Raw genomic sequence first — 25,223 nt, 5'->3', positions numbered from 1 at the left:
CACCTGCGGGACTGGCTTTTCATGTTGGGTCGGAGTGTGCACCAGCGGCGCGGGCGGCGGAATCGGCATTCCGGCAAGCGGGCTTTCTCGGAACGCGAAGGGGCGGGCTTACCCGGGGTTGCCCCGGGGATGACACCGGCGTGCCGCTAGAACGGCGCGCGGTCGCCGCAGAGATGGGTGATGAGCAGCCGCGCCGACACCGTCAGCCCGGCGGGGTCGCGCATGCCGATCAGCAGCGAGCGGCGTGCCCAGGCGTCCTGCAGCGGCACCAGCGACAACCCCATCGACTTCACGTGCGGCTCGGCCGCGATGCGCGGCAGCACGCCCACGCCCAGCCCAGCCATGACCATGCGGCACATCGCGTCGAAGCTGCGCACCTGGATGCGCAACCGGAACTGCCGCTCCAGCCGGCTACTTTCCTCGAGCAGCCGCGCCGCCAGCGAGGTCACCTGCGGCAGGCTCACGAAGTCGTATTCAAGCGTATCGGCGTAATGCACGGGCCCGCGCTCGGACAGCGGATGCCCGGGCGGCGTGATGATAACCAGCTCGTCCTGCCGGTATTCCACGGTCACCAGCCCGGCACTTGGCGTGCGATCGGCGAAGATGCCGACATCGGCGCGGTTTTCGACCAGCGCGGCGACGATCTCGCTGCTGTTTTGCTCCTCCAGCTCGATGCGGATGGTCGGATGCTGGCGCATGAACGCCGCGAGGTCGTCCGGCAGGAACTGCGTGATGGCCGAGGTATTGGCGCACACGCGCACCTGCCCGCGCACGCCGGACGCGTAGTCCGACATCACGCCGGCCATGCGTTCCACGTCCTGGAGGATGGTCAGCGCATGGTGGTAGCAGGCCTGGCCCGCCTCGGTCAGCTGCACGCCGGCGGCGTGGCGGAAGAACAGCGGCGCGCCCACGGCGGCCTCGAGATCGGAAATCCGCTTGCTGGCGGCAGCCACGGCCAGGTGGGACTGGCGCGCGCCGGCCGAGATGCTGCCCTGCCGGGCCACGGCCACGAACAGGCCAAGCGTCACGAGGTCGAAGCGCGCCAGATTCATGTTTGTCCGAAGGGGTCCGATACCTACAGGCTGCGCCGATCCATGACAGCGCGGGCGATGGTGCCCGCGTCCACGTATTCGAGTTCGCCGCCCACGGGCACGCCGCGCGCCAGCCGCGACACCTTGAGCCCGCGCGCCTTCAGCATCTCGCCGATGTAGTGCGCGGTGGCCTCGCCCTCGCTCGTGAAATTGGTGGCCACGATGACCTCGCTCACCGGTCCGCCGAGTTCGGGGTCCGTGGCGCGGGCCAGCAGCCGGTCCAGGTGGATGTCCTTCGGGCCGATGCCGTCGAGCGGCGAGAGCCGTCCCATCAGCACGAAATACTGGCCGCGATAGGTCAGCGTCTGCTCGATCATCACCTGGTCGGCCGGCGTCTCGACCACGCAGAGCAGCGAGGCGTCGCGCGCGGTGTCCCGGCACGTCTCGCAGTTCTCCTGCTCGGTGAAGGTGTTGCAGCGCTCGCAATGGCGGATGCCGTCGGCGGCGCCGCGCAGCGCGTCGCCAAGCTTGCGCGCGCCGTCGCGGTCGTGCTGCAGCAGGTGATAGGCCATGCGCTGGGCGGACTTAGGCCCCACGCCTGGCAGCACCTTGAGCGCCTCGATCAGCGCCTGCAGCGAGGTGGGCGGCGCCGTTCTCATCGGCGCGCCCCTGTCTGATGCGCCATCAGAACGGCAGCTTGAAGCCCGGGGGCAGCGGCAGGCCGGACGTCATCGAGCCCATCTTCTCCTGCGTGGTGGCCTCGGCCTTGCGCACGGCGTCGTTGAACGCGGCAGCCACGAGGTCCTCGAGCAGGTCCTTGTCATCGGCCAGCAGGCTCGGATCGATGGTCACGCGCTTCACGTCGTTCTTGCAGGTCATCAGCACCTTCACGAGACCGGCGCCGGACTGGCCCTCGACCTCGATCAGGGCCAGCTGCTCCTGCATCTTCTTCATGTTTTCCTGCATCTGCTGGGCTTGCTTCATCAGCCCGGCCAGTTGACCTTTCATCATGGGGATACTCCTGAATCAATGTGTGTGGATGGCGGGGCGGCGCCGGTGATGCTGGTCTGGCCGCCCCGGGAATGGGTTGTCAGGCGGCGCGTGGCTGGACGGAGCCGGGCACGATCTGCCCGCCGAACTCGCGCAACAGCCCCTGCACGAACGGATCGCCGTCGATATTGGACTCGGCCTCGCGCTGGCGCTCGGCCCGGGCCGCTGCATCGACGGCAGCCGCCGTGTGCGTCACGGCGCCGATCTCGCACTGCACGCGCACCTCCATGCCAAATTGCTCGACCAGCGCGGCCTGGAGCCGTTCGGCGACATTGTTTTCGGCGATGGCCGCCACCGGCACGCGCAGGTGCAGGGTGCGGCCGACCACGCGGTGCAACTCGCTCTGGTACGCCAGTTGCTGGGCCAGGCCCTTGAGCGGCAGCGTGGCGGCCAGCGTCGGCCAGTCACCGGTGAACACAGGTGGCGTGCCGTCATCGGCAGCGCTCGGCGCCACGGGCGGAATCGCCGGGGCCAGTTGCACAGCCGGCTGGGCAGCGGCCTCAGGTTCCGGCCGGCGCGCTGGCTTGGCCTGCGGCGCGGCGCGGCTGGCGCGCGGCGCGGGTTCGAACGAGTCCGACTCGAAACCGTTGTCGTAGCCGCCGAAGCTCGGGTCATAGCCCGGATCGCTGTCGTACGGGCCGATCACCGGCAGATCGGGGGGCAATTCCTCCCAAGGCGGCACTTCGCTGCTGGCCGGCTTGGCCGCCGGGGCGGCTTGCACGGGTTGCGGCGCCTGGACTGGCTTGAGCGGCTGGGCAGCGGGGGCGCCCGGTGCCTGCCGTGCCGGCGCGGCGGCCGTGGCCGGACGCGCCGCCGCAGGCGGACGCAACGGCTGGGCCGCAGGACGCGGGCTCGGCGCTGCCGCCGCAGCGGGCGCCGCTACCGGCCGCGCGCCGCCACGGCCAGCCGTGGCCTGACGGGCAGCCAGCAAGGCGGCCTTGGCAGGCGACATCGCGGCAGTATCGGCCACCGGCGCCGGGGCGGATGGGGCGGATGGGCCAGATGGCGCGGGCGCTTCGGCGCGGACCGGCGTGACCGGCTCGGCGGCGCGGACAGCCGGCGCCATGGGCTCGGATCGAACCGGCTCGGTGGCCTGCACAGGTGCGACCGGAGCGGCCGGAGCAGAAACAGCAGCAGGAGCCGGAACAGGAACCGGGACGGCCGCCGGGGCCATCGCCACCGGCGCAGCCGCCACACGCGGTGCGGGCGCGGCCGGCGCGGCAGGGCGCGGGCGGGCCGCCTGCTGCTGGCCGCCACCACCCTGCCCGCCCACGGGCGCCGGGCTGGCAGACGGCCGGAAGGCCAGCATGCGCAGCAGCGTCATGGTAAAGCCGGCGTACTCGTCCGGCGCCAGCGCCAGTTCGTTACGGCCGATATTGGCAATCTGGTAGAACAACTGCACTTCCTGGGCATCGAACACGCCGGCCAGCCGCCGTACTTCGTCAGCCTCGGGCCATTCGTCCTGCACGGACGCCGGCACGGCCTGCGCCAGCGCCACCTTGTGCAGCAACGAGCCCAGATCCTGCAGCGCGCCGGCGAACGACAGGCTGCGGTCCGCCATTGCATCGGCGATCCCGAGCATGGCGGCACCATCCTCGGCGGCCAGCGCGTCCAGCAATTGCACGAGGTAGCTCTGGTCGATGGCGCCGAGCATGCCGCGCACGGCCTCCTCGGAGACCTGCCCGGCGCTATAGGCGATGGCCTGGTCGGTCAGCGACAGCGCGTCGCGCATCGACCCATGGGCCGCCTGGGCCAGCAGCCGCAGCGCGTTGCCGTCATGGCCGATGCCTTCCTGGGCCAGGATATGGTCCAGATGCGAGACGATATGCCCCGGCGGCATCTGTTTCAGGTTGAATTGCAGGCAGCGCGACAGCACCGTGACCGGAATCTTCTGCGGATCGGTGGTGGCAAGGATGAACTTGACGTGTCCGGGCGGCTCCTCCAGCGTCTTCAGCATCGCGTTGAAGGCGTGGTTGGTCAGCATGTGGACTTCGTCGATCATGTAGACCTTGAAGCGGCCCACCGTCGGCGCGTAGACCGCCTTGTCCAGCAGCTGCGCCATTTCGTCCACACCGCGGTTGGACGCCGCGTCCATCTCGATGTAGTCCACGAAACGGCCGCTGTCGATCTCCTGGCAGGCATTGCACTGGCCGCACGGCTGGGCCGTGATGCCGCCCGCCCCGTCAATGCCGGTGCAGTTGAGGGCCTTGGCCAGGATCCGGGAGAGCGTGGTCTTGCCCACGCCCCGGGTGCCGGTGAACAGGTAGGCGTGATGCAGCCGCTGCTGTTCCAGCGCGTGCGTGAGCGCGCGGACCACGTGCTCCTGGCCCACCAGCGTGGTGAAATCCCGTGGGCGCCATTTGCGCGCTAGAACTTGATAACTCATGGCGGCGATTGTAGCAAAAGGCGCCGTCCTGAATGACGCCGATTAGCCGCACTCCCCCACGTAGCCACAATTGGCGCATTTGGCGCAGCCATCCACCTTGTGCAGGGCGTGGGCGCCACACTCCGGGCACGGCTTGCCGGTGCCCACGCCGGGGTTGTGGCCCGCCGGGGCCGGCCGCGCCGGGTTGCCGGCCAGCGCCAGGGCCGGCTCGCTGCCCTGCCCGGCCAGCCGGGCCGCCAGCGCCGCCACCGGCACCTGGGCGCCGTCGTCGTCCAGGAAACCGCGCTTGATCAGGATGCGCTGGAGCGCGTAGCTGATGGCCGCCACCTCGGAATCATGGAAACGCGGCACCTGGGTGCCGTCCTGGCGCACCAATGCACCATATCGGACCGTGCCCTTGTCCCAGACCACGTTGCGCATGTCCGCCAGCGCCTTGGCCACCGGGCCGCCCGAGCGCGCCACCATCGACAGCAGCCGCATGGTCGAGGTGATCCACTGCTGCCCCTCGGTGCGCTGGCCGGCCGGCATGAAGAACTCGAGCGGACGCTCCACCGTCACCGGCTTGCCATCGATCACGCCCGACACCCGCATGAAGTTCACGGTCAGGTAGACGGTCTTGTGGCCCTCGTAGGTCAGATACTCCACCTTGGAGGTCACGCCCTCCAGGTCGCCGAGCGGCCGGCTGTTGAACGGGCGCGTCAGCGGGTCGTCGTCCGGGGCGGCCGGGGTGGCCGGGGTGGCCGTGGAGGTCGGCGCCAGGGCAGCGGCGGGCGTCACCGAGAGCACGGCGCCCAGCACGCTGTTGGGCCGGTAGGTGGCCAACCCCTTCAGGCCGGCCTTCCAGGCCTCCAGGTAGAGGTTGCGGAAGGCCTCGTACGGATAGTCCTCCGGCACGTTCACGGTCTTGCTGATGCTGGTGTCGATATAGGGCTGCACCGCCTCCAGCATGCGCATATGGTCCAGCGCCGACATCTGGAGCGCGGTGACAAAGCTCTCCGGCAGCCGCTCCATATCGGCGCCCATGTGGCGATACAGCCGCCAGGCGTGGTCGGCCACCTCGAACGACCGGTAGCTGTTGTCCGGCATCCGCTTGCGGCGGTTGTAGGTCCACGAGAACGCCGGTTCGATGCCGTTCGACGCGTTATCGGCAAATGCCAGCGTGATCGTGCCCGTTGGGGCGATGGAGAGCAGGTGCGAGTTCCGCAGCCCATGCGCCCGGATGGCATCGCGCACGGCCTCGGGCAGCCGGCTCACGAAGCCGCCGGCCAGGTATTGGTTGGCGTCGAACAGCGGGAAGGCGCCCTTCTCGTCGGCCAGCTCCACCGATGCCAGGTAGGCATGGTCGCGCATGGCCTCGGCGATCCGCCCGGCCAGCTCGCGCGCGGCATCCGAGTCGTAGCGCAGGCCGAGCATCACCAGCGCGCTCCCCAGCCCCAGGAAGCCCAGGCCGATGCGGCGCTTGGCGCGCGCCTCGGCCTCCTGCTCGGGCAGCGGCCAGAACGTGACGTCCAGCACGTTGTCCAGCATGCGCGTGGACACCCGCACGACCTCGGCGAAGGCCTCGAAGTCAAACGTTGACTCGGCCGTGAACGGCTGGCGCACGAAGCCGGTCAGGTTGATCGACCCGAGGCAGCAGCAGCCATACGATGGCAGCGGCTGCTCCGCGCACGGGTTGGTCGCCTCGATGGTCTCGCAGTAATAGAGATTGTTGTCCGCGTTGATCCGCGACAGGAACAGGATGCCCGGCTCGGCGTGGTCGTACGTGGCCTGCATGACCTGATCCCAGAGCTGGCGGGCCGGCACGCGGCGGTAGACCCAGAGGCCGTCGTCGCGGCGGTAGGCGCCGGCGGCGATCATGTCCATGCCCGGCTCGGCCTCGTGGACCAGTTCCACCTCGCCATCGGCCTCCACAGCCTGCATGAAGGCATCGGTCACGCCGATCGAGATATTGAAGTTGGTGAGGTCGCCCTGGTCCTTGGCGTGGATAAAGCTCTCGATATCGGGGTGGTCGCAGCGCAGCACGCCCATCTGGGCGCCGCGCCGGGCGCCGGCGGACTCCACGGTGGCGCAGGAGGCATCGAATACCTTCATGAACGAGACCGGGCCGGACGCGCGCGAGTGCGTCGCGCGCACCAGCGCCCCGCCGGGGCGGATGGCCGAGAAGTCGTAGCCCACCCCGCCGCCGCGCCGCATGGTCTCGGCCGCCTGGGCCACCGCCGTGTAGATGCTGGGCTTGCCGTCACGCGCCTCGGAAACCGAGTCGCCCACGGGCTGGACAAAGCAGTTGATCAGCGTGGCCTGGATACCCGTGCCGGCGGCGGAATTGATCCGCCCTGCCGGCACGAAGCCGTTCTCCAGCGCCCAGAGGAAGCGCGCGGCCCACATCTCGCGCCGGTCGGCCGGCTCGACCTCGGCCAGCGCACGCGCCACGCGGGCACGCACATCGGCAATGGTGCTTTCCTCGCCCTTGGCGTACTTCTCCAGCAGCACTTCGGTGGAGATGTCCTGCGGCGCCAGCGCGCCGCGCAAGATCTGGTCGTTTGCGTTCATGTCCTGGCTCATTCAGATGGAACGATTTTTCCAGCCCGCCATGCTGCCAGCGATCCCCCGGCACACAGCCCGCGTCAGATCAAACTAGCTCGAACAAATCGCATTCCAACTAATTTCGGGACGTCGCCGGCCGGTTGCGATACAATGCCGGTCGGACGGGCCTCCTCGCATGGTGGCGCGGTCAACCTGGTCAGGTCGGGAACGAAGCAGCCACAGCCGTTTTCCATCAGTGCCGAGGGTCAGGCTCGTCCCCCATATTCTTTTGCTGCGTTCCTTCGCGGCACATCTTCGTAACCGTTCGCGTTACACGTCACACACTCCCCGCGTATTTCTGCAACGCCGCCTATTCTGCTCCCATTTTGCGATTGGGGGCATGCGCCCCCAATCGCTCAGAACAACGATCCCTGCTGCATCGCCGGCACCGGCGCCCGCAGGCTGCCCGCGTCGATCCATTCCCCGGCCGCCGTTGCCACGCCGGCCTCGATCCGCTTGCCGGGGAACATTGGCCCTACTGCCGCCACGTAGCGCGCGAGTTGGGCGCCATAGGCGGCATGTTCCTGCGGCAGCAAGCGCAGTTTGTAGTCGATCACGACCACGCGGTCGGCGAATTCCACGAGGCGGTCGATCCGCAGCAGCCGCCCACGCGCGTCGTACAGTTCCACCTCGTTGCGCGACGATAGCGCCGCTTCGGGGAAGAACAGTGGGCGCAGCGCCGGCGCGGTCAGCATCGTGCGCACATCGGCCACGGCCGCTTCGGCCTGGGCCTGCCAGCGTTCGCGCGCCTGCGGGGCACCCGCGCCGGCCAGCGGGAACCAGCGCATGACCGTGGGCACGTCCGGCAAGGCGCCGAAGGCTTCCGGATAGCGCGTCACCCGCTCCAGCAAGGCGTGGACCAGTTCACCGTGGGCCGCTGCGGCGGCGTCGAACACCACCGCTTCTTCCTGATCTTCCTCGTCAGACTCGTCGAGTTGCGGGACTGGCGCTGCGTCGCGATAGCGCAGGCGGAAGTCCGCGTAACGCACGCGCTCGCTCACCGGCGTCAGGGCGGCGTCGCCCGGCGCGGCCTCGGTCTCCGGGTAGCCATCCACCGCCTCGCCCACGCCCGCCGCCGCCAGCCTTACGTACCAGCTACCAGCGATCTCGGCCGCCGCGCCCTCTTTCTCGGCCTTGCTCGCACGGCCCTTCACGCCGCTGACCAGCAAACCCTGCTGGGCGCGCGTCATCGCCACATAGAGCAGATTCCAGTTTTCGCGCTCGGCCAGCGCCGCCTCGGCTTCGAACAGGGGCTGGCGGGCCCGACCGCGCTCGCTGCGCTTGCCGTAGGCCGAGAAATGCCGGGGCACCGGCGACTCCGGCGGCCAGTCCACCAGAATGCCGCCACGATCCGCCGCCGGGTCACTGTGGTTCGCGTCGAGCAGCACCACGAACGGCGCCTCCAGGCCCTTCGCGGCGTGAACGGTCAGGATATGCACGGCATCAAGCTGGCTTTCGCCGCCATCTTCCGGCTCCGCCTCGCCGTCCCCCACGCCTTCACCCATGCCGCCCTCGTCGGGGCTCTCATCCTCGTCGCCGCGCCGAATCTCCTGCAATTCGTCGATGAACTTCGGCAAGCTCGGATAACGGCCGCCATCGAGGTCCAGCGACAGCTTCAGGAAGGCGTCGAGATTGGCCAGCACCTGCTCGCGGATGGCGGCCGGCGCGGCCTCGGCGTAGCGCCGGCGCACCTCGCCCGCATCATAGATATGGTCGATCAGGTCATGCACGGGCCGCTGCGGCGCCAGCGCGAGCCAGGCGCGCAGCCGAGCCACACCGCCGCGCAGCGCGTCGGTACATTCAGGCGGTACGCCCGCCGCGTGGATGCGCGCCCACCAGCCGCCCTCGCCTTCCAGGCCGGCCAGCAGCAGCAGGTCATCGTCAGTGGCGCCCACCAGCGGGCTCTTGAGCACGTGCGCGAGGTCGAGGTCGGACTCCGGCGTCATCAGGAAGGCGAGCAGCGCGGAGATGTCGAGCGCCTCCAGCGTGGCCAGCAGGCCGCCCCGGCGCGGGCTCAGGCACGGAATGCCGGCCTCGCGCAGCGCGCGTTCGTAGTCGGCCAGATGGGTCTTGCGGCGCACCAGCAGGTGCATGTCCCGCCAGCTGGCAGGCCGCGTGGTATCGCCTTCCCGGACGGGCACGTGGTCGCGCACATGGTGCAGCCAGGCGGCCACGCGCCGGCCTTCCTCGTAGCGCAGGGAATCGCCCTGCCGTGTGCGCGGCTGGGTCAGCGTGTCGCGGTGGGTCGGGGCGTCGGACGGCGGCTCGGCTTCCAGCCCTTCATCGGCCGGTTCCTCGACCAGCGGCAGCAGCCAGACCGGCCCGCCGGGCTCGCGCAGGGCCGTGGTCTGGGTTTCATACAGCGGATAACGACCCTCGGCGCGCGCATGGTCGAACACGGCGTTGACCCAGTCCAGCACCTCGGGACGGTTGCGCCGCGTGCGATTGGTCCGCAGCACGGTGGCGCCGAAATCGGCCTGCAGCATGGCGCTCGCCGCGCCGAACAGGCGGGCGTCGGCGCGACGGAAACGGTAGATCGACTGCTTGGGATCGCCCACCAGGAACACGGTCGGCTTCTCGCCAAGGCCCTGGTAGCCGGCCAGCCAGCCTTGCAGGATCCGCCACTGGAGCGGATTGGTGTCCTGGAACTCGTCGAGCAGCAGGTGCTTGTAGCGCGCGTCCAGCCGCACCTGCAAGTAGGTGGCGGTCTCCTCGTCGGCCATCAGCCTGGCCGCCAGCCATTCGAGATCCGCGAAATCCATCGCGCGCTGGTCGTTCTTGTAGCGCTGGTAGCGCTCGAGCAAGGCATCGCCAAGCCGGTACAGCGCAAGGTTGATGGCCAGCACGGCGGCCTCGCAGCGGCGCGCGGCAATCTCGTCGAGCCGGGCGCAGTGTTCGGCATGGCGGGCTAGCAGATCGTCCACGGCGGACTCGCCGCCCGCGGCCTTGACCAGCGCCGTCGTGCGACGCATCGCCCGCGGCTCCCCCGCCGCCGTGAAGAACGCCGCGCGCAGGCTGTGGAAGGCTTGCGCGGCGGCGTCGCCGGGCGCGCGGCCCGCCTCGCGCCAGGTGCGGACGGCGGTCAGGCCGTCGATCATCCGGGCGGCATGGCCGTGCTCGGTCTTGCCGCCCTGCCCTAGCAGTTTCGCGAGGGCCGCGCAGTCGTCGAGCCATTCGTCCTCGCCGAGCGCCTCTACCAGCACGTCCGTGGTGGCATCGTCGCCGAGTTGTTCCGCGAGCATCGCCGCCGGGTCGCCGGCCTCGCGCATCGCAAACCATTCGCTGCGCGCGTGGAACATACGGTCCAGCAGGCTGCGCGCCTGGAAGTCGCCGATGGCATCGACCAGTTGTTCGTACGATGCGCGCAGTTCGGCGTATTGGGGCTGGGCCAGCGCGCGCCAGAACGGCGCCCAGGCTTCACGCTTCATGCGCAGGGCGTCTTCCCGCAGCGACGCGCCCGGCACGATGCCGGAGGCCAGGGGCGCACCGCGCAGCAGCGTGCCGAACCAGCCGTGGAAGGTGTCGATAGCCATGCGCCCGGGCGAGGCGAGCACCTTCGCGTGCAGCCCGCGCGCACGCGGCAGCGCGGCCCGGGCGGCGTCCGGGGTCAGGCCGCGCATGGTCAGCGCGCCCAGCACCTCGGCATCGGTACCGCTGGCCAGTTGCGACAGCACCTCCAGCAGGCGCTCGCGCATCTCCTCGGCGGCCTTGCGCGTGAAGGTGATGGCCAGAATCTCGTGCGGGGCGGCACCGGCCAGCAGCAAGCGCACCAGCCGCGCTACCAGCAGCCACGTCTTGCCGCTGCCGGCGCACGCCTCCACCACCACCGAGCGGGCGGGGTCGCAGGCGGCGCGCGTGAAATCGGCCTCTTCGATGGGGTGGCCATCGCGAAGGTAGGCGTGGACGTCGGTCATGACTGCAGATCAGGCAAGGCGGTGGATTCCCAGAAGCCCTTGCGGCACAGGCCCCGGGCTTCGCAATAGGTACAGGCGGCAGCGTCGCCGAAGGCCGGTAGCCGGGCACCGGCGCGCAGGCGACCCACGTCGTGGCGCAACTGGCGCTCCAGCCACGTGACGGCGGCCTGGAAGTCGGGCAACTCCACCTCGCGCTGCGCGGCAGCGGCGCTATCCTTGCCGCCGTGCTTCACGCCTTCCAGCGAGACCCAGCTTCCCGCCACCGCATCGGCGCGCAGCAGGCCGTAGAACGGTAGCTGGCAGTCTTCCTCGGCATCGCCGGCCTTGCGGCGCAGGCGGCTGGCCGGCTGGGTCTTGTAGTCGAGCACCGCGTGGGCGCCATCCGGGCCCTTGTCGAGCCGGTCGATGCGGCCCGCCAGCCGCAGCGGCAGCCCGTCCGGCATCGCCACATCCACGCTCACATCGAATTCGCCGGCGCGCCACAGCCAGCCCTCGGCCTCGCGCGCGGCCTGCCAGTCGATATAGGACGGCAGCACCTCCAGCCAGCGGCGGTAGTAGCCGATGGCGTTGCCGTCCTCGGCCATCAGCGCGCCGAACACGGTGTCGGAAATCTGGCGCAGCCGGGCCAGCCGCCGCCCGGTGTCCTGTTCGTCGGCCTCGGCGATTTCGGCATGGTATTGCAGCAGCACGCGGTGTAGCAGATTGCCGATATCGCGCTTCTCGAGGTCGTCGTTCACCGCCTCCAGCCCGGCCAGCCCGAGCATGCGCGCGGCAAAGAACTGGTACGGGCAGCGCCGCAGCATGTTGTACGCCTGCGCGCTCCAGCGAGCCGGCACGCGCTCGGGCGCGGACGGCACCGGCATATAGCCGGGCTGCGCGAAGGTGTCGTGCAGGCGCGGGGCAATGCTGGCCTCGATGGGCGCCCCGGCGCGCGCGCAGCACGCCGACAACCGCTCGATCCAGCCCGATACATGGCGCGGCTCGCCCCGGCCGCCGAAGCGCTGCCAGGTCATCACCACATCATCGTTATTCAATAGCACTTCGGCCAGATCGCGCGCCTGCTGGGCGAAGCGGGCCTCGCGGTCTTCCAGCGCCAGCTCGCGGCGCATCTGGTTCGAGAAGAACATCAGTTCGGCGGCACTGGACGGCAGTTGCGCATCGTCGCAGCCGACGATCACCACGCCGTCGAAACGCCGCATGCGCGCGCCGTTCAGCGGCAGGATGGTGATGCGGGACGAACTCTGCGCGGACGGCTCCTTGTACGCCACCGATTCGAGCAAGGCGGACAGCATCGCGCGGAATTCCTGCTGGCTCAGCGTGGCATGGGCGCCGGTCTCGTCGTCGGGCAGCTCGGCCAGCCGCGCGAGCGCGTCGAGCATCTGCCGGCCGGCATCGTCGGCGGCGAGGGGCGCGCGCATATCGAGCGCGTCCAGCGTGGCGTCGAGCCGTGCCAGCCAGACCGTCAGCGGCTTCTGCGCCAGGCCGCGCGGCCACGCGGCGGCCTCGTCGGCCACCGTGGCGATCAACGCGCGCGCGCCGGCGCGGGTGGCTTGCTGGGCCTCGTCGGCATCCATCGTCTCGGCATCGACCAGCGTGGCGTTGGCGCGCCGCTCGGCAAACAGATGACGCAGGCGCGCCCAGCCGCCGGTAATGGCTTCGCGGCGAATCTGGCGCTCCATCAGCGCGATGGCGCCGCCGCGGTGGGCAAACCCGGGCAGGCAGAACGGGCTCTTGAGCAGGTCGAGCAGCGCGGCGGTGTCGCCATCGCGCGCCAGGACGTCGAACCAGCGCATCAGCGCCGCGGCCGCCCGGGTGGTGGAGAGCTTCCAGCCGGTTTCGTCGCGCACCGGCGCACCGGCGCGGGCCAGCAGCGCGCGGGCCCGGCGGGCCACCACGCGGTCATGCGCGACCAACGCCACGTGGCGGCGGCCTTCGTTCAGCCATTGCACGAGCTGGTCGGCAGCGGCGGTGGCCTCGTCCTCGAAGCGCGCGCTGCCGACCACACGGATGCGCGGGCGTGGTTCGGGGAGCTGGTCAGGCAACGCCATCGGCGACGGACGGGCCGGGGATTCGTCTGACTCGTCTGACTCGTCAGATTCGCCCTCCTCGGCCATGGGTTCGATGCGCCGCGCCTCGGGCCACAGTGCCAGTAGCGTGCCGTACCAGTCAGGCTTGGCCTCGGCATCGTGCGCGCCGCCGGACCAGTCGTAGCCCACTTCGAGCGTCGGCACCTGCTCGGCTGCCTGGGCCAGGAAACGGGCCTCGACGGGCTCGGGCGGCGTCGGGCCGATCCACACCACGGGGCCGGCCACCTGCTGCGCCAGCCGCTGCAAGGCGCGGCGCCGTGCCGGCAGCGGATCGTCCGGGCCGGACAGCATCTGCCAGAACGCCAGTACGATCTGTGCCTCCTGGCCGAGAAATCGTTCCGACAGGTGCGCGTAAGTGCGCTGCAACGCGCCCTGGAGCAGCGCGGCACGATCATCGCCATCGATATCGTCATCGTCGCGGACGGCGGCGTCCTCCAGCCAGCGCGCGCTCAGTTCATCGCTGATCGACAACAGCGTCTGCGCCAGGCCCCAGGCGGCGCCTTCGGTCTGGGCGCCGAACGCGCGGCGCAGCCAGTCCTGTTCGCGGATGGCCTGCTGCACCGCCAGCAGGCGCGCCGCGTGGCTGCGCACCGGCTTGGGCTCGGCCTCCAGGTCCGGCGGCAGGTCCAGCAGCCAGTGGCCCAGCGTCAGCACGCGCGGCAGCAGCCGGGGCGTGCCGGCGGCGCGCGCGGCGGCGTCGAGCGCCAGCCGGACGCCCGGAATCTGCGCCGCCGTGGGCACGACCACATGCGCGCCGGCGGCGGCCGGCCCGCAATGGTCAAGGAAATACCACGTCGCGGTGGCGGCCTGCTCAAGGAAGGCGGGGCCGGGAGAAAACGAAAGCCGGGTCATGGATGGCGCGCCAGGCCACGTGGGGTCAGGCGCAAATGGGAGCACGGGGCCGTGGCGCGCCAGGGCGGCACGGCGTGGTCAGTCAGGGAAATACGATGGCGTTGGCCGGGGCCACCCGGCAGCCCGGGCGGGCGCGGCTCAGTGATCACCGCGCTCCAGCCGCGCGCGCAACTCGCGGGCGGTTTCGAGCAGCCCTTCGTAGCCGGAGCGGGCATGCTCGGGCAGGTCCGGGTCGCCAATCAGCGTGCCGAGCGTCTCCATCACGCTGTAGACCAGCCCGCGGGCCGCGCCCGTGGCAATGCTGTTGGTTTCCACCGCGCTGTTCAGGTGCGCCAGGGCGTCGCTCAGGTGATCCACGTCCGGCGCGCCCGAGGCTGGCGGCGTGTCGGGCAGATCGTCGGCGGGATCGGGCTTGCGGGGATCGGCAGTCATGGTCGGTGGCCTTGTGGTGCCTGCGGGGTTGGCATTCCCTGTCATTCTACGCGCGCGGCCGGGCCGTCGGCATGGGGAGGATTCTCAAAGTGCTTCTCAGATCATCCCGGACATCCGGATCTGGGGAATTCCCGGGCCCAAAGATAATCCATTTGAGTACTGGATAACCCGATGCCGATTGAGCGATTCTCTTGCCGTGATTAACACAATGTTGAGCAGGTATTACTGCGCGGGGGCACAATTGCACCTGTCCCAGGCCCTGCCGGCACCCCGTTCCGAGGGGGTATTGAAATTCGCCAAGCTGGTAACATATCGGCATCAACGGCACGGCCCGCCTGACCTGCCTGCCTTCGGTGCCATCGCAAACCGATTGCCGGATTCTCGTGTAAGGTAGCGGTCAGCCTTCAACATCAACTGAGCCCCAGAGGTTTCACGCCATGAGCGAACAAATCAAGTATGTGAGCGACGCATCGTTCGACGCCGACGTCCTCCAGTCCGACAAGCCCGTCCTGCTGGACTTCTGGGCCGAGTGGTGCGGTCCGTGCAAGATGATCGCCCCGATCCTGGACGAAGTGGCGCGCGATTTCGGCGACAAGGTGCAGATCGCCAAGATCAATGTGGATGAGAACCAGCAGGTGCCGGCCAAGTTCGGCATCCGTGGCATTCCCACGCTGATCCTGTTCAAGGAAGGCAAGGTTGTCGCCCAGAAGGTTGGCGCCCTGTCCAAGTCGGACCTGACTGCGTTCCTGAAGAACAACGTCCCGGCCCTGGCCTGAGCCAGACCCCGCGGCCTGCCCGGCATGGCTGGCTGCGGCACTGCATGATCCGGCTTCGCGTGCGCCAGCCCTGGCGCGCCGGCCGGATTGTGCTAAGATGCCACCAACAACTTCCCCGAGCGTTCGCTCATTCTTTCCCCCTTCCCTTTGGTCTCGCCCGTCCGGGCCACTTCTGTACCCCTCGTCTATGCACCTGACAGAACTCAAATCGCTTCACGTGTCTGCGCTTCTCGAAATGGCGGCAACGCTCGAGATCGACAATGCACAGCGGATGCGCAAACAGGAACTGATGTTTGCGATCCTGAAGAAGCGCGCCAAGATGGGCGAAACCATCTACGGAGACGGCACGCTGGAAGTCCTCCCCGACGGCTTCGGCTTCCTCCGCTCGCCGGAAACCTCGTACCTGGCCAGCACGGACGACATCTACATCAGCCCTTCGCAGATCCGCCGCTTCAATCTCCATACCGGCGATTCGATCGAAGGTGAAGTGCGGACCCCGAAGGACGGCGAGCGCTACTTCGCGCTGGTCAAGGTGGACAAGGTCAATGGACAGGCGCCCGAGGCGGTGAAGAACCGCATCATGTTTGAGAACCTGACGCCGCTGCATCCGAACCGGCCGCTCCAGCTCGAACGTGACATCCGCGCCGAAGAGAACATCACCGGCCGCGTGATCGACATGATCGCCCCGATCGGCCGTGGCCAGCGCGCGCTGCTGGTGGCCTCGCCGAAGTCCGGCAAGACCGTGATGCTCCAGCACATCGCCCACGCCATTGCGAACAACCATCCGGAAGCGGACCTGTTCGTGCTGCTGATCGATGAGCGCCCGGAAGAAGTGACCGAAATGATGCGCTCGGTGCGCGGCGAGGTGGTGGCGTCGACCTTCGACGAACCGGCCATCCGTCACGTGCAGGTGGCCGAAATGGTCATCGAGAAGGCCAAGCGCCTGGTGGAACTGAAGCGCGACGTGGTGATCCTGCTGGACTCCATCACCCGTCTGGCACGCGCCTACAACACCGTGGTGCCGGCCTCCGGCAAGGTGCTGACCGGCGGTGTGGACGCCAACGCGCTGCAACGCCCGAAGCGCTTCTTCGGCGCCGCGCGTAACCTGGAAGAAGGCGGTTCGCTGACCATCATCGCCACCGCGCTGATCGAAACCGGCAGCCGCATGGACGACGTGATCTACGAAGAGTTCAAGGGCACCGGCAACATGGAAGTGCACCTCGAGCGCCGCCTGGCCGAGCGCCGTGTCTACCCGGCCATCAACCTGAACAAGTCGGGCACGCGCCGCGAGGAACTGCTGATCAAGCCGGAAATCCTCCAGAAGATCTGGATCCTGCGCAAGTTCATCTCCGACATGGACGAAGTGCAGGCGATGGAGTTCATCCTCGACAAGATGAAGCCGACGAAGAACAACGCGGAGTTCTTCGACATGATGCGCCGCGGCGGCTGACCCGCCCCGGTAGTGCATCAGGCAGGAAAGGCGTACCCTTGGGTGCGCCTTTTTTGTCTCTGCCAACCGATCCGACGAACCACGCGACCACTCTCCGACCATGTTCGGCAAACTGACCAGCTACCTGCGCTCGCGCTCACGCGCCCGCAAGCTTGAGCACTACGCCATTCCGGACGACCTCTGGACGCGTACCGTGGCCGCCCTGCCCTATGTGCAGCGCTACGGCGCCGAGGACCAGGCCGCGCTGCGCGAGCTGGCCACGCTGTTCATCGCCGGCAAGGAATATTCGACCGCGCACGACCTGCCGCTGACCGACGAGATGGTGGTCAGCGTGGCCGTGCAAGCCTGCGTGCCGATCCTCAAGCTCGGTATCGAGTGGTATCGCGGCTGGCATGGCATCGTGCTGTATCCGGGCGAATTCCTGATCCGGCGCACCGTGGAGGACGAGATCGGGCTGGTGCACGGCGTGGAAGAGGAAGCGAGCGGCGAGGCGTGGGAGCGTGGCCCCGTCATCCTGTCCTGGCAGGACGTGAGCACGCCCGGCGCGGGGCTCGATTCCGACCATGCGCTGCCGGCGGACACCTACAACGTGGTGATCCACGAGTTCGCTCACAAGCTCGATATGCTCGACGGCGAGCCCGACGGCGTGCCACCTTTCTCGCGCGTACTGCATCCGGGCGTCGATGCCGATCAGTGGGCGGAGGCGTTCCTGAGCCAATACGATGTCTTCGCCGATGCCTGCGAGGCGGTGCCGGACAGCGCCTGGGACCATCCCGAACGGCTGCCGCCCCGGCTGCGGGTGATCGACCCTTACGGCTGCGAGGCGCCCAGCGAGTTCTTCGCGGTGGCGTCCGAGGCATTTTTCGTTGAGCCCGAGGGCCTGCACCGGCATTGGTCTACGCTATACGAAGCACTGGTCACGTTTTATCGTCAGGATCCGGCTGGAAAAATGCTGTAAAAGTCACTTATCAGCGACCGGCGAACCGGCTATGACGACGCGTCGATTGTTGTCCAAGCGCTTGTTTTTCTGGCATAATCCCGGTTTGCCCGTTATCGGCAAGTGGTTCGCTCGTCGCAAGCATTCGTCATCCGATGCACGCACGCGGCAGACATGAGCGGACTGGCTACCCAACCTGAAAGGAAGCACCATGAAAGAAGGCATTCACCCGAATTACCGCGAAGTCCTGTTCCACGACGTGTCGAACGACTTCAAGTTCGTGACCCGCTCGACGATCCAGACCAAGGATACGATCGAACACGAAGGCAAGACCTACCCGCTGGCCAAGATCGAAGTGTCGTCGGAATCGCACCCGTTCTACACCGGCACCCAGAAGATCATGGACACGGCCGGCCGCGTCGAGAAGTTCCGTCAGAAGTTCGGCAGCAAGCTGAGCACGATGAAGAAGTAATCTCGCGGAGCCGCGAGCATGCCGCGCACGAGGGAACAGATGCTCCCGCCGCGCGCGACCTGACAAAGAGGCAGCATCGGCTGCCTCTTTGCTTTTGTGCAGCCGATTGTTGCTGTCCACGATTTCACCGCCGATGAGTCAAGCCAAGACCTCTCCCGTCCACCTGACCGCCGCCGCCACCGGCGCGCTGCCGCGCGCCCTGCTGCTGGCCATCTGCATCATCTACGGGCTGGCCGGCCTGTTCGGCCGCGACCCGTGGAAGAACGAGGATGCCGCGGGCTTCGGCGTGATGTGGCAGCTTGCCACGGGCGGCACGCAGGATTGGCTGATGCCGAACATCGCCGGCCGGCCGTTCAGTGAGGACGGCCCGCTCGTGTTCTGGCTCGGCGGCATCATGATCCGGCTGTTTGGCGGCTGGCTCGGCGCGCCGGACGCGTCGCGGCTGGCCACGGCGCTGTTCTACTTCGGCACCTGCGCCTTCATCTGGTATTCCACCTATTTGCTCGGCCGGCGTGACGAAGTGCAGCCGTTCGCGTTCGCCTTCGGCGGCCAGCCCGATGCGCGGTCCTATGGCCGCGCGCTGGCCGATGGCGCGCTGCTGCTGTTCCTGGCATGCGTGGGCCTGGCGATGCGTGGGCACGAGACCACGGCGCAGGTCGGCCAGGTCTGCTTTATCGCCTTCATGCTGTACGGGCTGGTGCGCAGCCTGGACAAGCCCGTGCAGGGCAGCCTCTGGTACGGCGTGGGGCTGGGCGCACTGTGCCTGGCCAGCGGGCCGATCCTGGCCGCCGCGTTGCTGGTGGCCACGGCCCTGGCCGTCGTGGCCTGCCGCCCGCTACCCGCGAAGTGGCTGACGGCGACTGGCCTGCCGCTGGCGCTGGCCATCGTCGCGGTGTGGATGGCTGTGGTGTATCTGGGCGCGGCCGACCGCGACGAGGCTGTCACCTTCATCCGCGAGTGGGCCCGCTACGACCGTCGTACTTATGGTGGACCGTCGCTGGCCGCGGCCGGCTTCATCGCACGAAATTTGTTCCTGTTCGCGTGGCCGGTCTGGCCGGTGGCCGTCTGGGCGTGGCTGTCGTGGCGTGGCATGCGGCGCGCGGCCCACGTGGCGCTGCCACTGTCGATGCTGACAGCACTGCTCCTGCTGCTGGTGCTGCAACGCAGCCCCGGCGATGTGCAGTTCATCCTGTTGCTGCCGCCGATGGCCGTGCTGGCCGCGTTCGCGCTGCCCACGCTGGCACGCGGCGTGATCAATGCGATCGACTGGTTCGCCCTGCTGTTCTTCACGATCTTCTGCGGCTTCCTGTGGTTCATGTGGATCGCCCGCACGACCGGTTTCCCGCCCAAGATCGCCAACAACGTGTACCGGCTGATTCCGGGCTTCCAGCACTCGTTCACCTGGAGCGCGGTGGTCATCGCGCTGGCGGTGACGCTGGCCTGGGTGCTGGTGGTGCGCTGGCGCCTGTCGCGCGCGCCCAAGCAGATCTGGCGCCCGGTGGTGATCTCGGCCGCCGGCACGACGCTGATGTGGGTAATGGCGATGACGCTGTGGCTGCCTGCCATCAACTACGCCAAGACCTATCGCGATGTGGCGCAGGCCGCCTCGATGGCACTGCCGTCGACCTACACCTGTGTGCAGCCGATCCGCATGGGGAATGCGCAACTGGCGTCGTTCTCGTATTACGGCCATATCCGCTTTGGCGGCCCCGATGACGGCTGCGACGTGCTGCTGCGCCACGACCAGGTGGACTACGGCCCGCCCGGCAACATTTCGCACTTCGAATGGCGGCTGGTCTGGGAAGGCCGCCGGCCTGCGGACCGGGACGAGCGCTTCCGCATGTACCGGCTGGTTGATGTCGGCCGCGCTGCGCCGCCCCGGCCCACGCTGCCGCGCCGCCTGCCGCGCCAGCCGTAACCCCCGCGCCGGACGCCCCTCGCCCCCACGCGCCGGACTCACGACGGAGCCGGCGCGCCACGCTTTCCGACAAGAACAATGAGCAGCGCGCTGCAAGACATTCGCCGCATCCTCCACCTCGCCGCGCCCGTCCTGGTCGGACAACTCGCCGTGGTGGCCTTCGGCGTCATCGATACGGTGATGGCCGGACGCGCCTCCGCCACCGACCTCGCCGCCGTGGGCCTGGGCGGCTCCATCTACATCACCATCTATATCAGCCTGATGGGCGTGCTTCAGGCGCTGGCGCCCATCGCCGGCCAACTCTATGGCGCGGGCCGCACTGCCGAGATCGGCAGCGAAGTGCGCCAGGCCGCGTGGCTGGGCGTGGCGCTGGCCGTGCCGGGCATGCTGTTGCTGCTGTTCCCCGGGCCGCTGCTCACGTTTGCCAAAGCGCCGCCCGAGCTGGTCGAGAAGGCCTCGCACTATCTTCATATCGTGGCGTTCGGCCTGCCGGCTGCGCTGGGCTTCCGCATTTACATGGCGCTGAACAACGCGCTGTCACGGCCAATCATGGTCACGGTGCTCCAGATCGCCGGGTTGGCGATGAAAGTGCCGCTCAACGCATGGTTCATCCATGGGGGGCTGGGGCTGGCGCCGATGGGCGGCCCGGGCTGCGCGCTGGCCTCCACGCTGATCAGCTGGACCTGGTGCATCGCCGGCCTGATGATCCTGCGAACCGGCGCCGCCTACCGGCCGCTTGCGCTTTTTGCCGGCTGGGAATGGCCGAGCTGGAGCAAGATCCGCCCGCTGCTGCGGCTGGGTGTGCCGATGGGTCTGACCTATCTGATCGAAATCACGTCGTTCACGCTGATGTCGATCTTCATCACGCGACTGGGCACGGAGACGCTGGCCGGGCATCAGATCATCGCCAATCTGAGCGCGGTGGCGTACATGATGCCGCTCTCGCTGGCGATTGCGACGTCCACGCTAGTAGCGCAGTCGATTGGCGCGCGTGACCTGGCGGGGGCGCGCCGGCTGGCCTGGCGCGGCATCCGCTTCGGGGCCGGGCTGGCACTGCTGACGGGCGCCCTGCTGTGGCTGCTCCGCGAACCGCTGCTGCAGGCCTACGCCAAGGATCCCACCGTCGTGGCCAAGGCGCTGCCGTTGATGCTGTTCGTGGCGTTCTATCAAGCGTTCGACGCGGTGCAGGTCATGACCGCTTTCATCCTGCGCGCGTACAAGATCGCCCTGATTCCGACGTTGATCTACGCGGGATCGCTGTGGGGCGTGGGGCTGGGTAGCGGGTATGTGATGGGATTCGGCCTGATCGACGCGCTGCCCGAATGGACACGCGGCGCCGCCGGTTTCTGGTTCGGCAACAGTATCAGCCTGGCCGTGGCCGGCACGCTGCTGGTACGGTATTTCATGCGGGTGAGCAAACCTGCATGATTATGTTCAGGCGGGCCACGCGGTGAAATAAGCGAATCGACGGACAAAAAAAATGCCTGCTTGCGCAGGCATTTTTAATATTGGCGGAGCGGACGGGACTCGAACCCGCGACCCCCGGCGTGACAGGCCGGTATTCTAACCAACTGAACTACCGCTCCGTGTTGGTGTGCCGTGCGAAGCTATTGCTTCGGACGACTAGCTGAACGTTTGATTACGCCCTGCTTTTTTTGGCGTCCCCTAGGGGATTCGAACCCCTGTACTCACCGTGAAAGGGTGATGTCCTAGGCCTCTAGACGAAGGGGACAGAAACTTGTTGCAACGTTTCCGTCTGCGCTGCGAAGTCCGTAACTATAACAGACTTTTCAGCCACTGAAGCACCTTTTTTGCTGGGTCGGTGCCTCGAAAATCCTTGGTGGAGCTAAGCGGGATCGAACCGCTGACCTCTTGCATGCCATGCAAGCGCTCTCCCAGCTGAGCTATAGCCCCGTGGTACTGCTATTGCTACCGGTACTGCATAATCGCGTTTCAGCGAAGCCGCGATTATATTACGATTTTCTTTCGAAGCGCAACTGCCGCATGGCATTTGCTTTCGCTGAAAACCGCGAGGCGATTATCAGATAATCAACCTCTCACCCAAAGAAAAACCCGCTTGGTTTTACCCAAGCGGGCTCAGTTTTGGCGGAGCGGACGGGACTCGAACCCGCGACCCCCGGCGTGACAGGCCGGTATTCTAACCAACTGAACTACCGCTCCGTGTTGGTGTGCCGCGCGAAGCTGTTGCTTCGGACGACTAGCCGGGCGTTTGATTACGCCCTGCTTTTTTTGGCGTCCCCTAGGGGATTCGAACCCCTGTACTCACCGTGAAAGGGTGATGTCCTAGGCCTCTAGACGAAGGGGACAGAAACTTGGTGGAGCTAAGCGGGATCGAACCGCTGACCTCTTGCATGCCATGCAAGCGCTCTCCCAGCTGAGCTATAGCCCCAATGTTACTGTCATTTACTGCTTCTTGCTGCCGCGGGATTTACTACGTTTCCGGCGAAGCCGAGATTATATAGCAACCCAACCGCTTTGCAAGTCCCTTTTTTCGGTCTTTCGATCGATCCGCGCAGTTTTTGCCGCGCGGCAGGGAGAACGAAATTATGCTGAATTCCCGGCCGGAGCGCAAGCCCCTGCCGAGATTTTTCCGCACTTTTCTCAGGCAGCCGCCAGGCGGCGCAGCACCGTATCGCGGCCGAACAGCTCCAGCACCGCGTCGATGCTCGGCGTCTGCAACTGCCCCGCCACCAGCAGGCGCACCGGCATGGCCAGCTTCGGCATCTTCAGGCCGAACTCGCCCAGCACGGCCTTGAAGGTGGCGTTGATGGCCTCGCGCTTCCACTCGGGCAGTGCGGCCAGTTGCGTGGCCAGCGCCTGCAGCGCCGGGCGGATCTCGTCGGTCAGGTGCTCGGCGCGCAGCGCGGCGTCCGGCTGCGGCTCGCCACGATAGAACAGCATCGCGGTCTGGGCCACTTCCTTCAGCGTATTGGCGCGGTCCTTGACCAGCGCAATCACGTCGACCAGGCTCGCGCCTTCCACCTTCCCGCCCAGCGCCTCGATGAACGGGCGCGTCAGCTCGGCCAGGCGGGCGTTGTCGCCGACCTTGATGTAGTGGTTGTTGAGCCAGGCCAGCTTTTCCGGGTTGTACTGCGCCGGCGACTTGCCCAGGTGTTCCAGATCGAACCACTCGATGAACTGCTCGCGCGAGAAGATCTCGGCATCGCCATGCGCCCAGCCCAGTCGCGCGAGGTAGTTCAGCACCGCCTCGGGCAGGTAACCTTCGTCGCGGTAGCCGGTCACGGGCATCGCGCCATGGCGCTTGCTCATCTTCTCGCCCTGCTCGTTCAGCACGGTCGGCAGGTGCGCGTAGACCGGCACGTGGCCCCCCATCGCGCGGATGATGTTGATCTGGCGCGGCGTGTTGTTGACGTGGTCATCGCCGCGGATCACGTGGGTGATCTTCATGTCGAGGTCATCCACCACGACGCAGAAGTTGTACGTGGGCGTGCCGTCCGGGCGGGCGATCACCAGGTCGTCCAGCTCGTCGTTCGAGATCTCGATGCGACCCTTCACGGCGTCTTCCCAGACCACGCTGCCGCCGATCGGATTCTTGAAGCGCACCACGGGCTGCACGCCGGCCGGCGGCTCGGGCAGGACCTTGCCGGGCTCGGGGCGCCAGAAGCCGTTGTAGCGCGGCTTCTCGCCGGCGGCGCGCTGGGCCTCGCGCAGCGCGTCCAGTTCCTCGGTGCTCATGTAGCAGTGGTACGCGAGGCCGGTCTCCAGCATCTGCTGCACCACCGCGCGGTAGCGGTCCATGCGCTGCATCTGGTAGAACGGACCTTCGTCGATATCCATGTCGAGCCAGGCCATGGACTCCAGAATCACGTCGACCGCCTCCTGGGACGACCGCTCGACATCGGTATCCTCGATGCGCAGGATGAAATCGCCCTTCATGCGGCGGGCGAAGGCCCAGGGATAAAGCGCGGAGCGGATGTTGCCGAGGTGGATGAACCCGGTCGGGCTCGGCGCGAAGCGGGTGCGGACGCGTTGTGTCATGGCGGAGTGAAACAAAAAGGCCCGCGCATGGCGGCGCGCAGGCCAGATTCGAGGAATGGCGCATTATACGCCCTGCCCGCCGCCGCTTTTTCGCTACGCGCCGGCAGGAATCATTTATCCTGCCAGCGGTCTGAAGCCACGGATGCTACCGCGCACGGCGCCGGCATCACTTCCAGTAGATTCCCGTTCCTCGATGAAACGACGCCATTTCCTGGGCGCCTCCGCGGCGATGCTGCTGGCGGCCTGCTCTACCGGCCCGAAGCCGACCCCCACCCTGCCGAGCCAGCCCGTTGTCACGCCGCCGGTGGCCACGCTGCCACCGCGCCCGGTACGCATCGGCCTGGCGCTGGGCGGCGGTGCCGCGCGCGGCTTTGCGCATATTGGCGTGATCAAGGCGCTGGAGGCGCAGGGCATCCATGCCGATATCGTCACTGGCACGAGTGCCGGGTCGGTGGTGGCCGCCCTTTACGCATCCGGCATGGATGGCTTCACGCTGAACAAGCTCGCCCTGACCATGGACGAAGCGGCCATCGCCGACTGGGCGCTGCCGTTCGGCACCAAGTTCGGCGGCTGGCTCAAGGGCGAGGCGCTCCAGAACTACGTCAACCGGCTGGTCAAGCAGCGCCCCATCGAACAGATGAAGCTGCCGCTGGGCATCGTCGCCACCGACCTCAAGACCGGCGAGCGGATCCTGTTCCGGCGCGGCAATACGGGCCAGGCCGTGCGCGCGTCCAGCAGCGTGCCGGGCGTGTTCCAGCCGGTGTCGATCCAGGGCCATGACTATGTCGATGGCGGGCTGGTGGAGCCGGTGCCGGTGGATGCGGCGCGCGAGATGGGCGCCGAGTTCGTGATCGCGGTGAATATCTCGGCCGATCCGTCGAGCCAGAAGAATGGCGGCCAGAGCGGCGTGCTGCTGCAAACCACGGCCATCATGGGTCAGTCGATCAACAAGATGGCGCTGGCGCGTGCGGACATTGTGATCCGCCCCGACCTGCCGGACATGAGCGGCAGCGATTTCACAGCGCGCAACCGCGCGATCCTGGCCGGCGAGCAAGCTACGGCGGCGGTGCTGGCAAGCCTGCGCGACAAGTTGGCCCTCGCCCGTACGCGCCCACTCCCGACCGGGACCGTTGCCACCCAATAGTGGGGTAAATCGACAATCCTTGTCACGACATCGGCTTGCTTCGTGACAATTCGTGTCACCTCACGTGACGGATCATGTCACCCTTTAGTGGGGTATTTGTCTTATTTGTACTGTTCAAGCCGATAAAAAAGGACTGCCGAGGCAGTCCTTTTTTTGTCTGGCGAGCAGCCG

16 protein-coding genes, 6 tRNA genes and 1 other RNA gene are annotated in these 25,223 nt (G+C 67.6%); 8 read left to right on the top strand and 15 right to left on the bottom strand.

The genetic code is table 11. The features are described from left to right. Positions 1-146 precede the first annotated feature (146 nt). The 5 genes from SB751_RS10035 to SB751_RS10015 form a co-directional block, all read right to left on the bottom strand. A complete protein-coding gene (locus SB751_RS10035; RefSeq protein WP_211944223.1) occupies positions 147-1,052 on the bottom strand; it encodes a LysR family transcriptional regulator in 906 nt (301 codons plus the stop codon). Between the two features lie 23 nt (positions 1,053-1,075). Continuing rightward, positions 1,076-1,690 carry a recombination mediator RecR gene (gene recR / locus SB751_RS10030; protein WP_410748007.1) on the bottom strand — a complete coding sequence of 205 codons (615 nt, stop codon included), beginning with the start codon at positions 1,688-1,690 and terminating at the stop codon, positions 1,076-1,078. 25 nt (positions 1,691-1,715) lie between these two features. Beyond that, a complete protein-coding gene (locus SB751_RS10025) occupies positions 1,716-2,042 on the bottom strand; it encodes a YbaB/EbfC family nucleoid-associated protein (protein WP_092289733.1) in 327 nt (108 codons plus the stop codon). 79 nt (positions 2,043-2,121) lie between these two features. After that, entirely contained in the window at positions 2,122-4,467 is a 2,346-nt protein-coding gene (locus SB751_RS10020) for a DNA polymerase III subunit gamma/tau (RefSeq protein WP_410748006.1), read from the bottom strand. Between the two features lie 42 nt (positions 4,468-4,509). Then, the gene (locus SB751_RS10015) at positions 4,510-7,017 is read right to left on the bottom strand and encodes an adenosylcobalamin-dependent ribonucleoside-diphosphate reductase (RefSeq protein ID WP_211944238.1); all 2,508 of its coding nucleotides are present in this window, start codon (positions 7,015-7,017) and stop codon (positions 4,510-4,512) included. 154 nt (positions 7,018-7,171) lie between these two features. Between SB751_RS10015 and ffs the strand changes: the two genes are divergently transcribed. Beyond that, positions 7,172-7,270: signal recognition particle sRNA small type (gene ffs / locus SB751_RS10010), an RNA gene on the top strand. Between the two features lie 136 nt (positions 7,271-7,406). On the opposite strand, the gene SB751_RS10005 is transcribed toward ffs, so the two are convergent. The 3 genes from SB751_RS10005 to SB751_RS09995 form a co-directional block, all read right to left on the bottom strand. Then, the gene (locus tag SB751_RS10005) at positions 7,407-10,964 is read right to left on the bottom strand and encodes a UvrD-helicase domain-containing protein (protein ID WP_410748005.1); all 3,558 of its coding nucleotides are present in this window, start codon (positions 10,962-10,964) and stop codon (positions 7,407-7,409) included. Continuing rightward, positions 10,961-13,903: a PD-(D/E)XK nuclease family protein gene (locus tag SB751_RS10000; RefSeq protein ID WP_410748004.1), complete on the bottom strand. Its 2,943-nt coding sequence runs from the start codon at positions 13,901-13,903 to the stop codon at positions 10,961-10,963. Before SB751_RS10000 ends, SB751_RS10005 begins: the two co-directional genes overlap by 4 nt. 138 nt (positions 13,904-14,041) lie before the next feature. Then, positions 14,042-14,335, bottom strand: coding sequence for a hypothetical protein (locus tag SB751_RS09995; RefSeq protein WP_149135694.1), 294 nt, complete (start codon positions 14,333-14,335; stop codon positions 14,042-14,044). Positions 14,336-14,772: 437 nt separating this feature from the next. Between SB751_RS09995 and trxA the strand changes: the two genes are divergently transcribed. From trxA to SB751_RS09965, 6 genes are all read left to right on the top strand, one after another. Then, the gene (trxA, locus tag SB751_RS09990; RefSeq protein WP_092289743.1) at positions 14,773-15,111 is read left to right on the top strand and encodes a thioredoxin TrxA; all 339 of its coding nucleotides are present in this window, start codon (positions 14,773-14,775) and stop codon (positions 15,109-15,111) included. A 187-nt stretch (positions 15,112-15,298) separates the two neighbouring features. Further along, positions 15,299-16,561, top strand: a complete 1,263-nt coding sequence (gene rho / locus SB751_RS09985) for a transcription termination factor Rho (RefSeq protein ID WP_092289745.1) — start codon at positions 15,299-15,301, stop codon at positions 16,559-16,561. A gap of 100 nt (positions 16,562-16,661) precedes the next feature. Continuing rightward, positions 16,662-17,519: a M90 family metallopeptidase gene (locus tag SB751_RS09980; RefSeq protein ID WP_211943737.1), complete on the top strand. Its 858-nt coding sequence runs from the start codon at positions 16,662-16,664 to the stop codon at positions 17,517-17,519. A gap of 190 nt (positions 17,520-17,709) precedes the next feature. Continuing rightward, positions 17,710-17,970: a type B 50S ribosomal protein L31 gene (locus tag SB751_RS09975; protein ID WP_149135692.1), complete on the top strand. Its 261-nt coding sequence runs from the start codon at positions 17,710-17,712 to the stop codon at positions 17,968-17,970. A gap of 133 nt (positions 17,971-18,103) precedes the next feature. Beyond that, positions 18,104-19,888 carry an ArnT family glycosyltransferase gene (locus tag SB751_RS09970; protein WP_211943738.1) on the top strand — a complete coding sequence of 595 codons (1,785 nt, stop codon included), beginning with the start codon at positions 18,104-18,106 and terminating at the stop codon, positions 19,886-19,888. Between the two features lie 78 nt (positions 19,889-19,966). Then, a complete protein-coding gene (locus SB751_RS09965; RefSeq protein ID WP_211943739.1) occupies positions 19,967-21,316 on the top strand; it encodes an MATE family efflux transporter in 1,350 nt (449 codons plus the stop codon). 81 nt (positions 21,317-21,397) lie between these two features. Here SB751_RS09965 and SB751_RS09960 read toward each other — a convergent pair. The 7 genes from SB751_RS09960 to gltX all read right to left on the bottom strand — a co-directional run bounded on the left by SB751_RS09960 (position 21,398) and on the right by gltX (position 23,908). Continuing rightward, positions 21,398-21,474, bottom strand: a tRNA-Asp gene (locus tag SB751_RS09960). A 70-nt stretch (positions 21,475-21,544) separates the two neighbouring features. Further along, positions 21,545-21,620: transfer RNA gene (locus SB751_RS09955), tRNA-Glu, on the bottom strand. Positions 21,621-21,726: 106 nt separating this feature from the next. Further along, a tRNA-Ala gene (locus SB751_RS09950) sits at positions 21,727-21,802 on the bottom strand. Between the two features lie 190 nt (positions 21,803-21,992). Then, positions 21,993-22,069, bottom strand: a tRNA-Asp gene (locus SB751_RS09945). Positions 22,070-22,139: 70 nt separating this feature from the next. Beyond that, positions 22,140-22,215: transfer RNA gene (locus SB751_RS09940), tRNA-Glu, on the bottom strand. A gap of 7 nt (positions 22,216-22,222) precedes the next feature. Continuing rightward, positions 22,223-22,298: transfer RNA gene (locus tag SB751_RS09935), tRNA-Ala, on the bottom strand. A gap of 212 nt (positions 22,299-22,510) precedes the next feature. Further along, on the bottom strand, positions 22,511-23,908 hold the full coding sequence (gltX, locus tag SB751_RS09930; RefSeq protein ID WP_211943740.1) for a glutamate--tRNA ligase: 1,398 nt from the start codon (positions 23,906-23,908) through the stop codon (positions 22,511-22,513). A 193-nt stretch (positions 23,909-24,101) separates the two neighbouring features. Here gltX and SB751_RS09925 point away from each other — a divergent pair, with 193 nt between their 5' ends. Continuing rightward, positions 24,102-25,052 carry a patatin-like phospholipase family protein gene (locus SB751_RS09925; protein ID WP_149135688.1) on the top strand — a complete coding sequence of 317 codons (951 nt, stop codon included), beginning with the start codon at positions 24,102-24,104 and terminating at the stop codon, positions 25,050-25,052. The last annotated feature ends 171 nt before the right edge of the window (positions 25,053-25,223 follow it).

The organism is Cupriavidus sp. SIMBA_020, assembly GCF_046535395.1.
GTDB lineage: Bacteria > Pseudomonadota > Gammaproteobacteria > Burkholderiales > Burkholderiaceae > Cupriavidus > Cupriavidus campinensis.
This window is presented reverse-complemented; position numbering and strand designations above follow the sequence as displayed.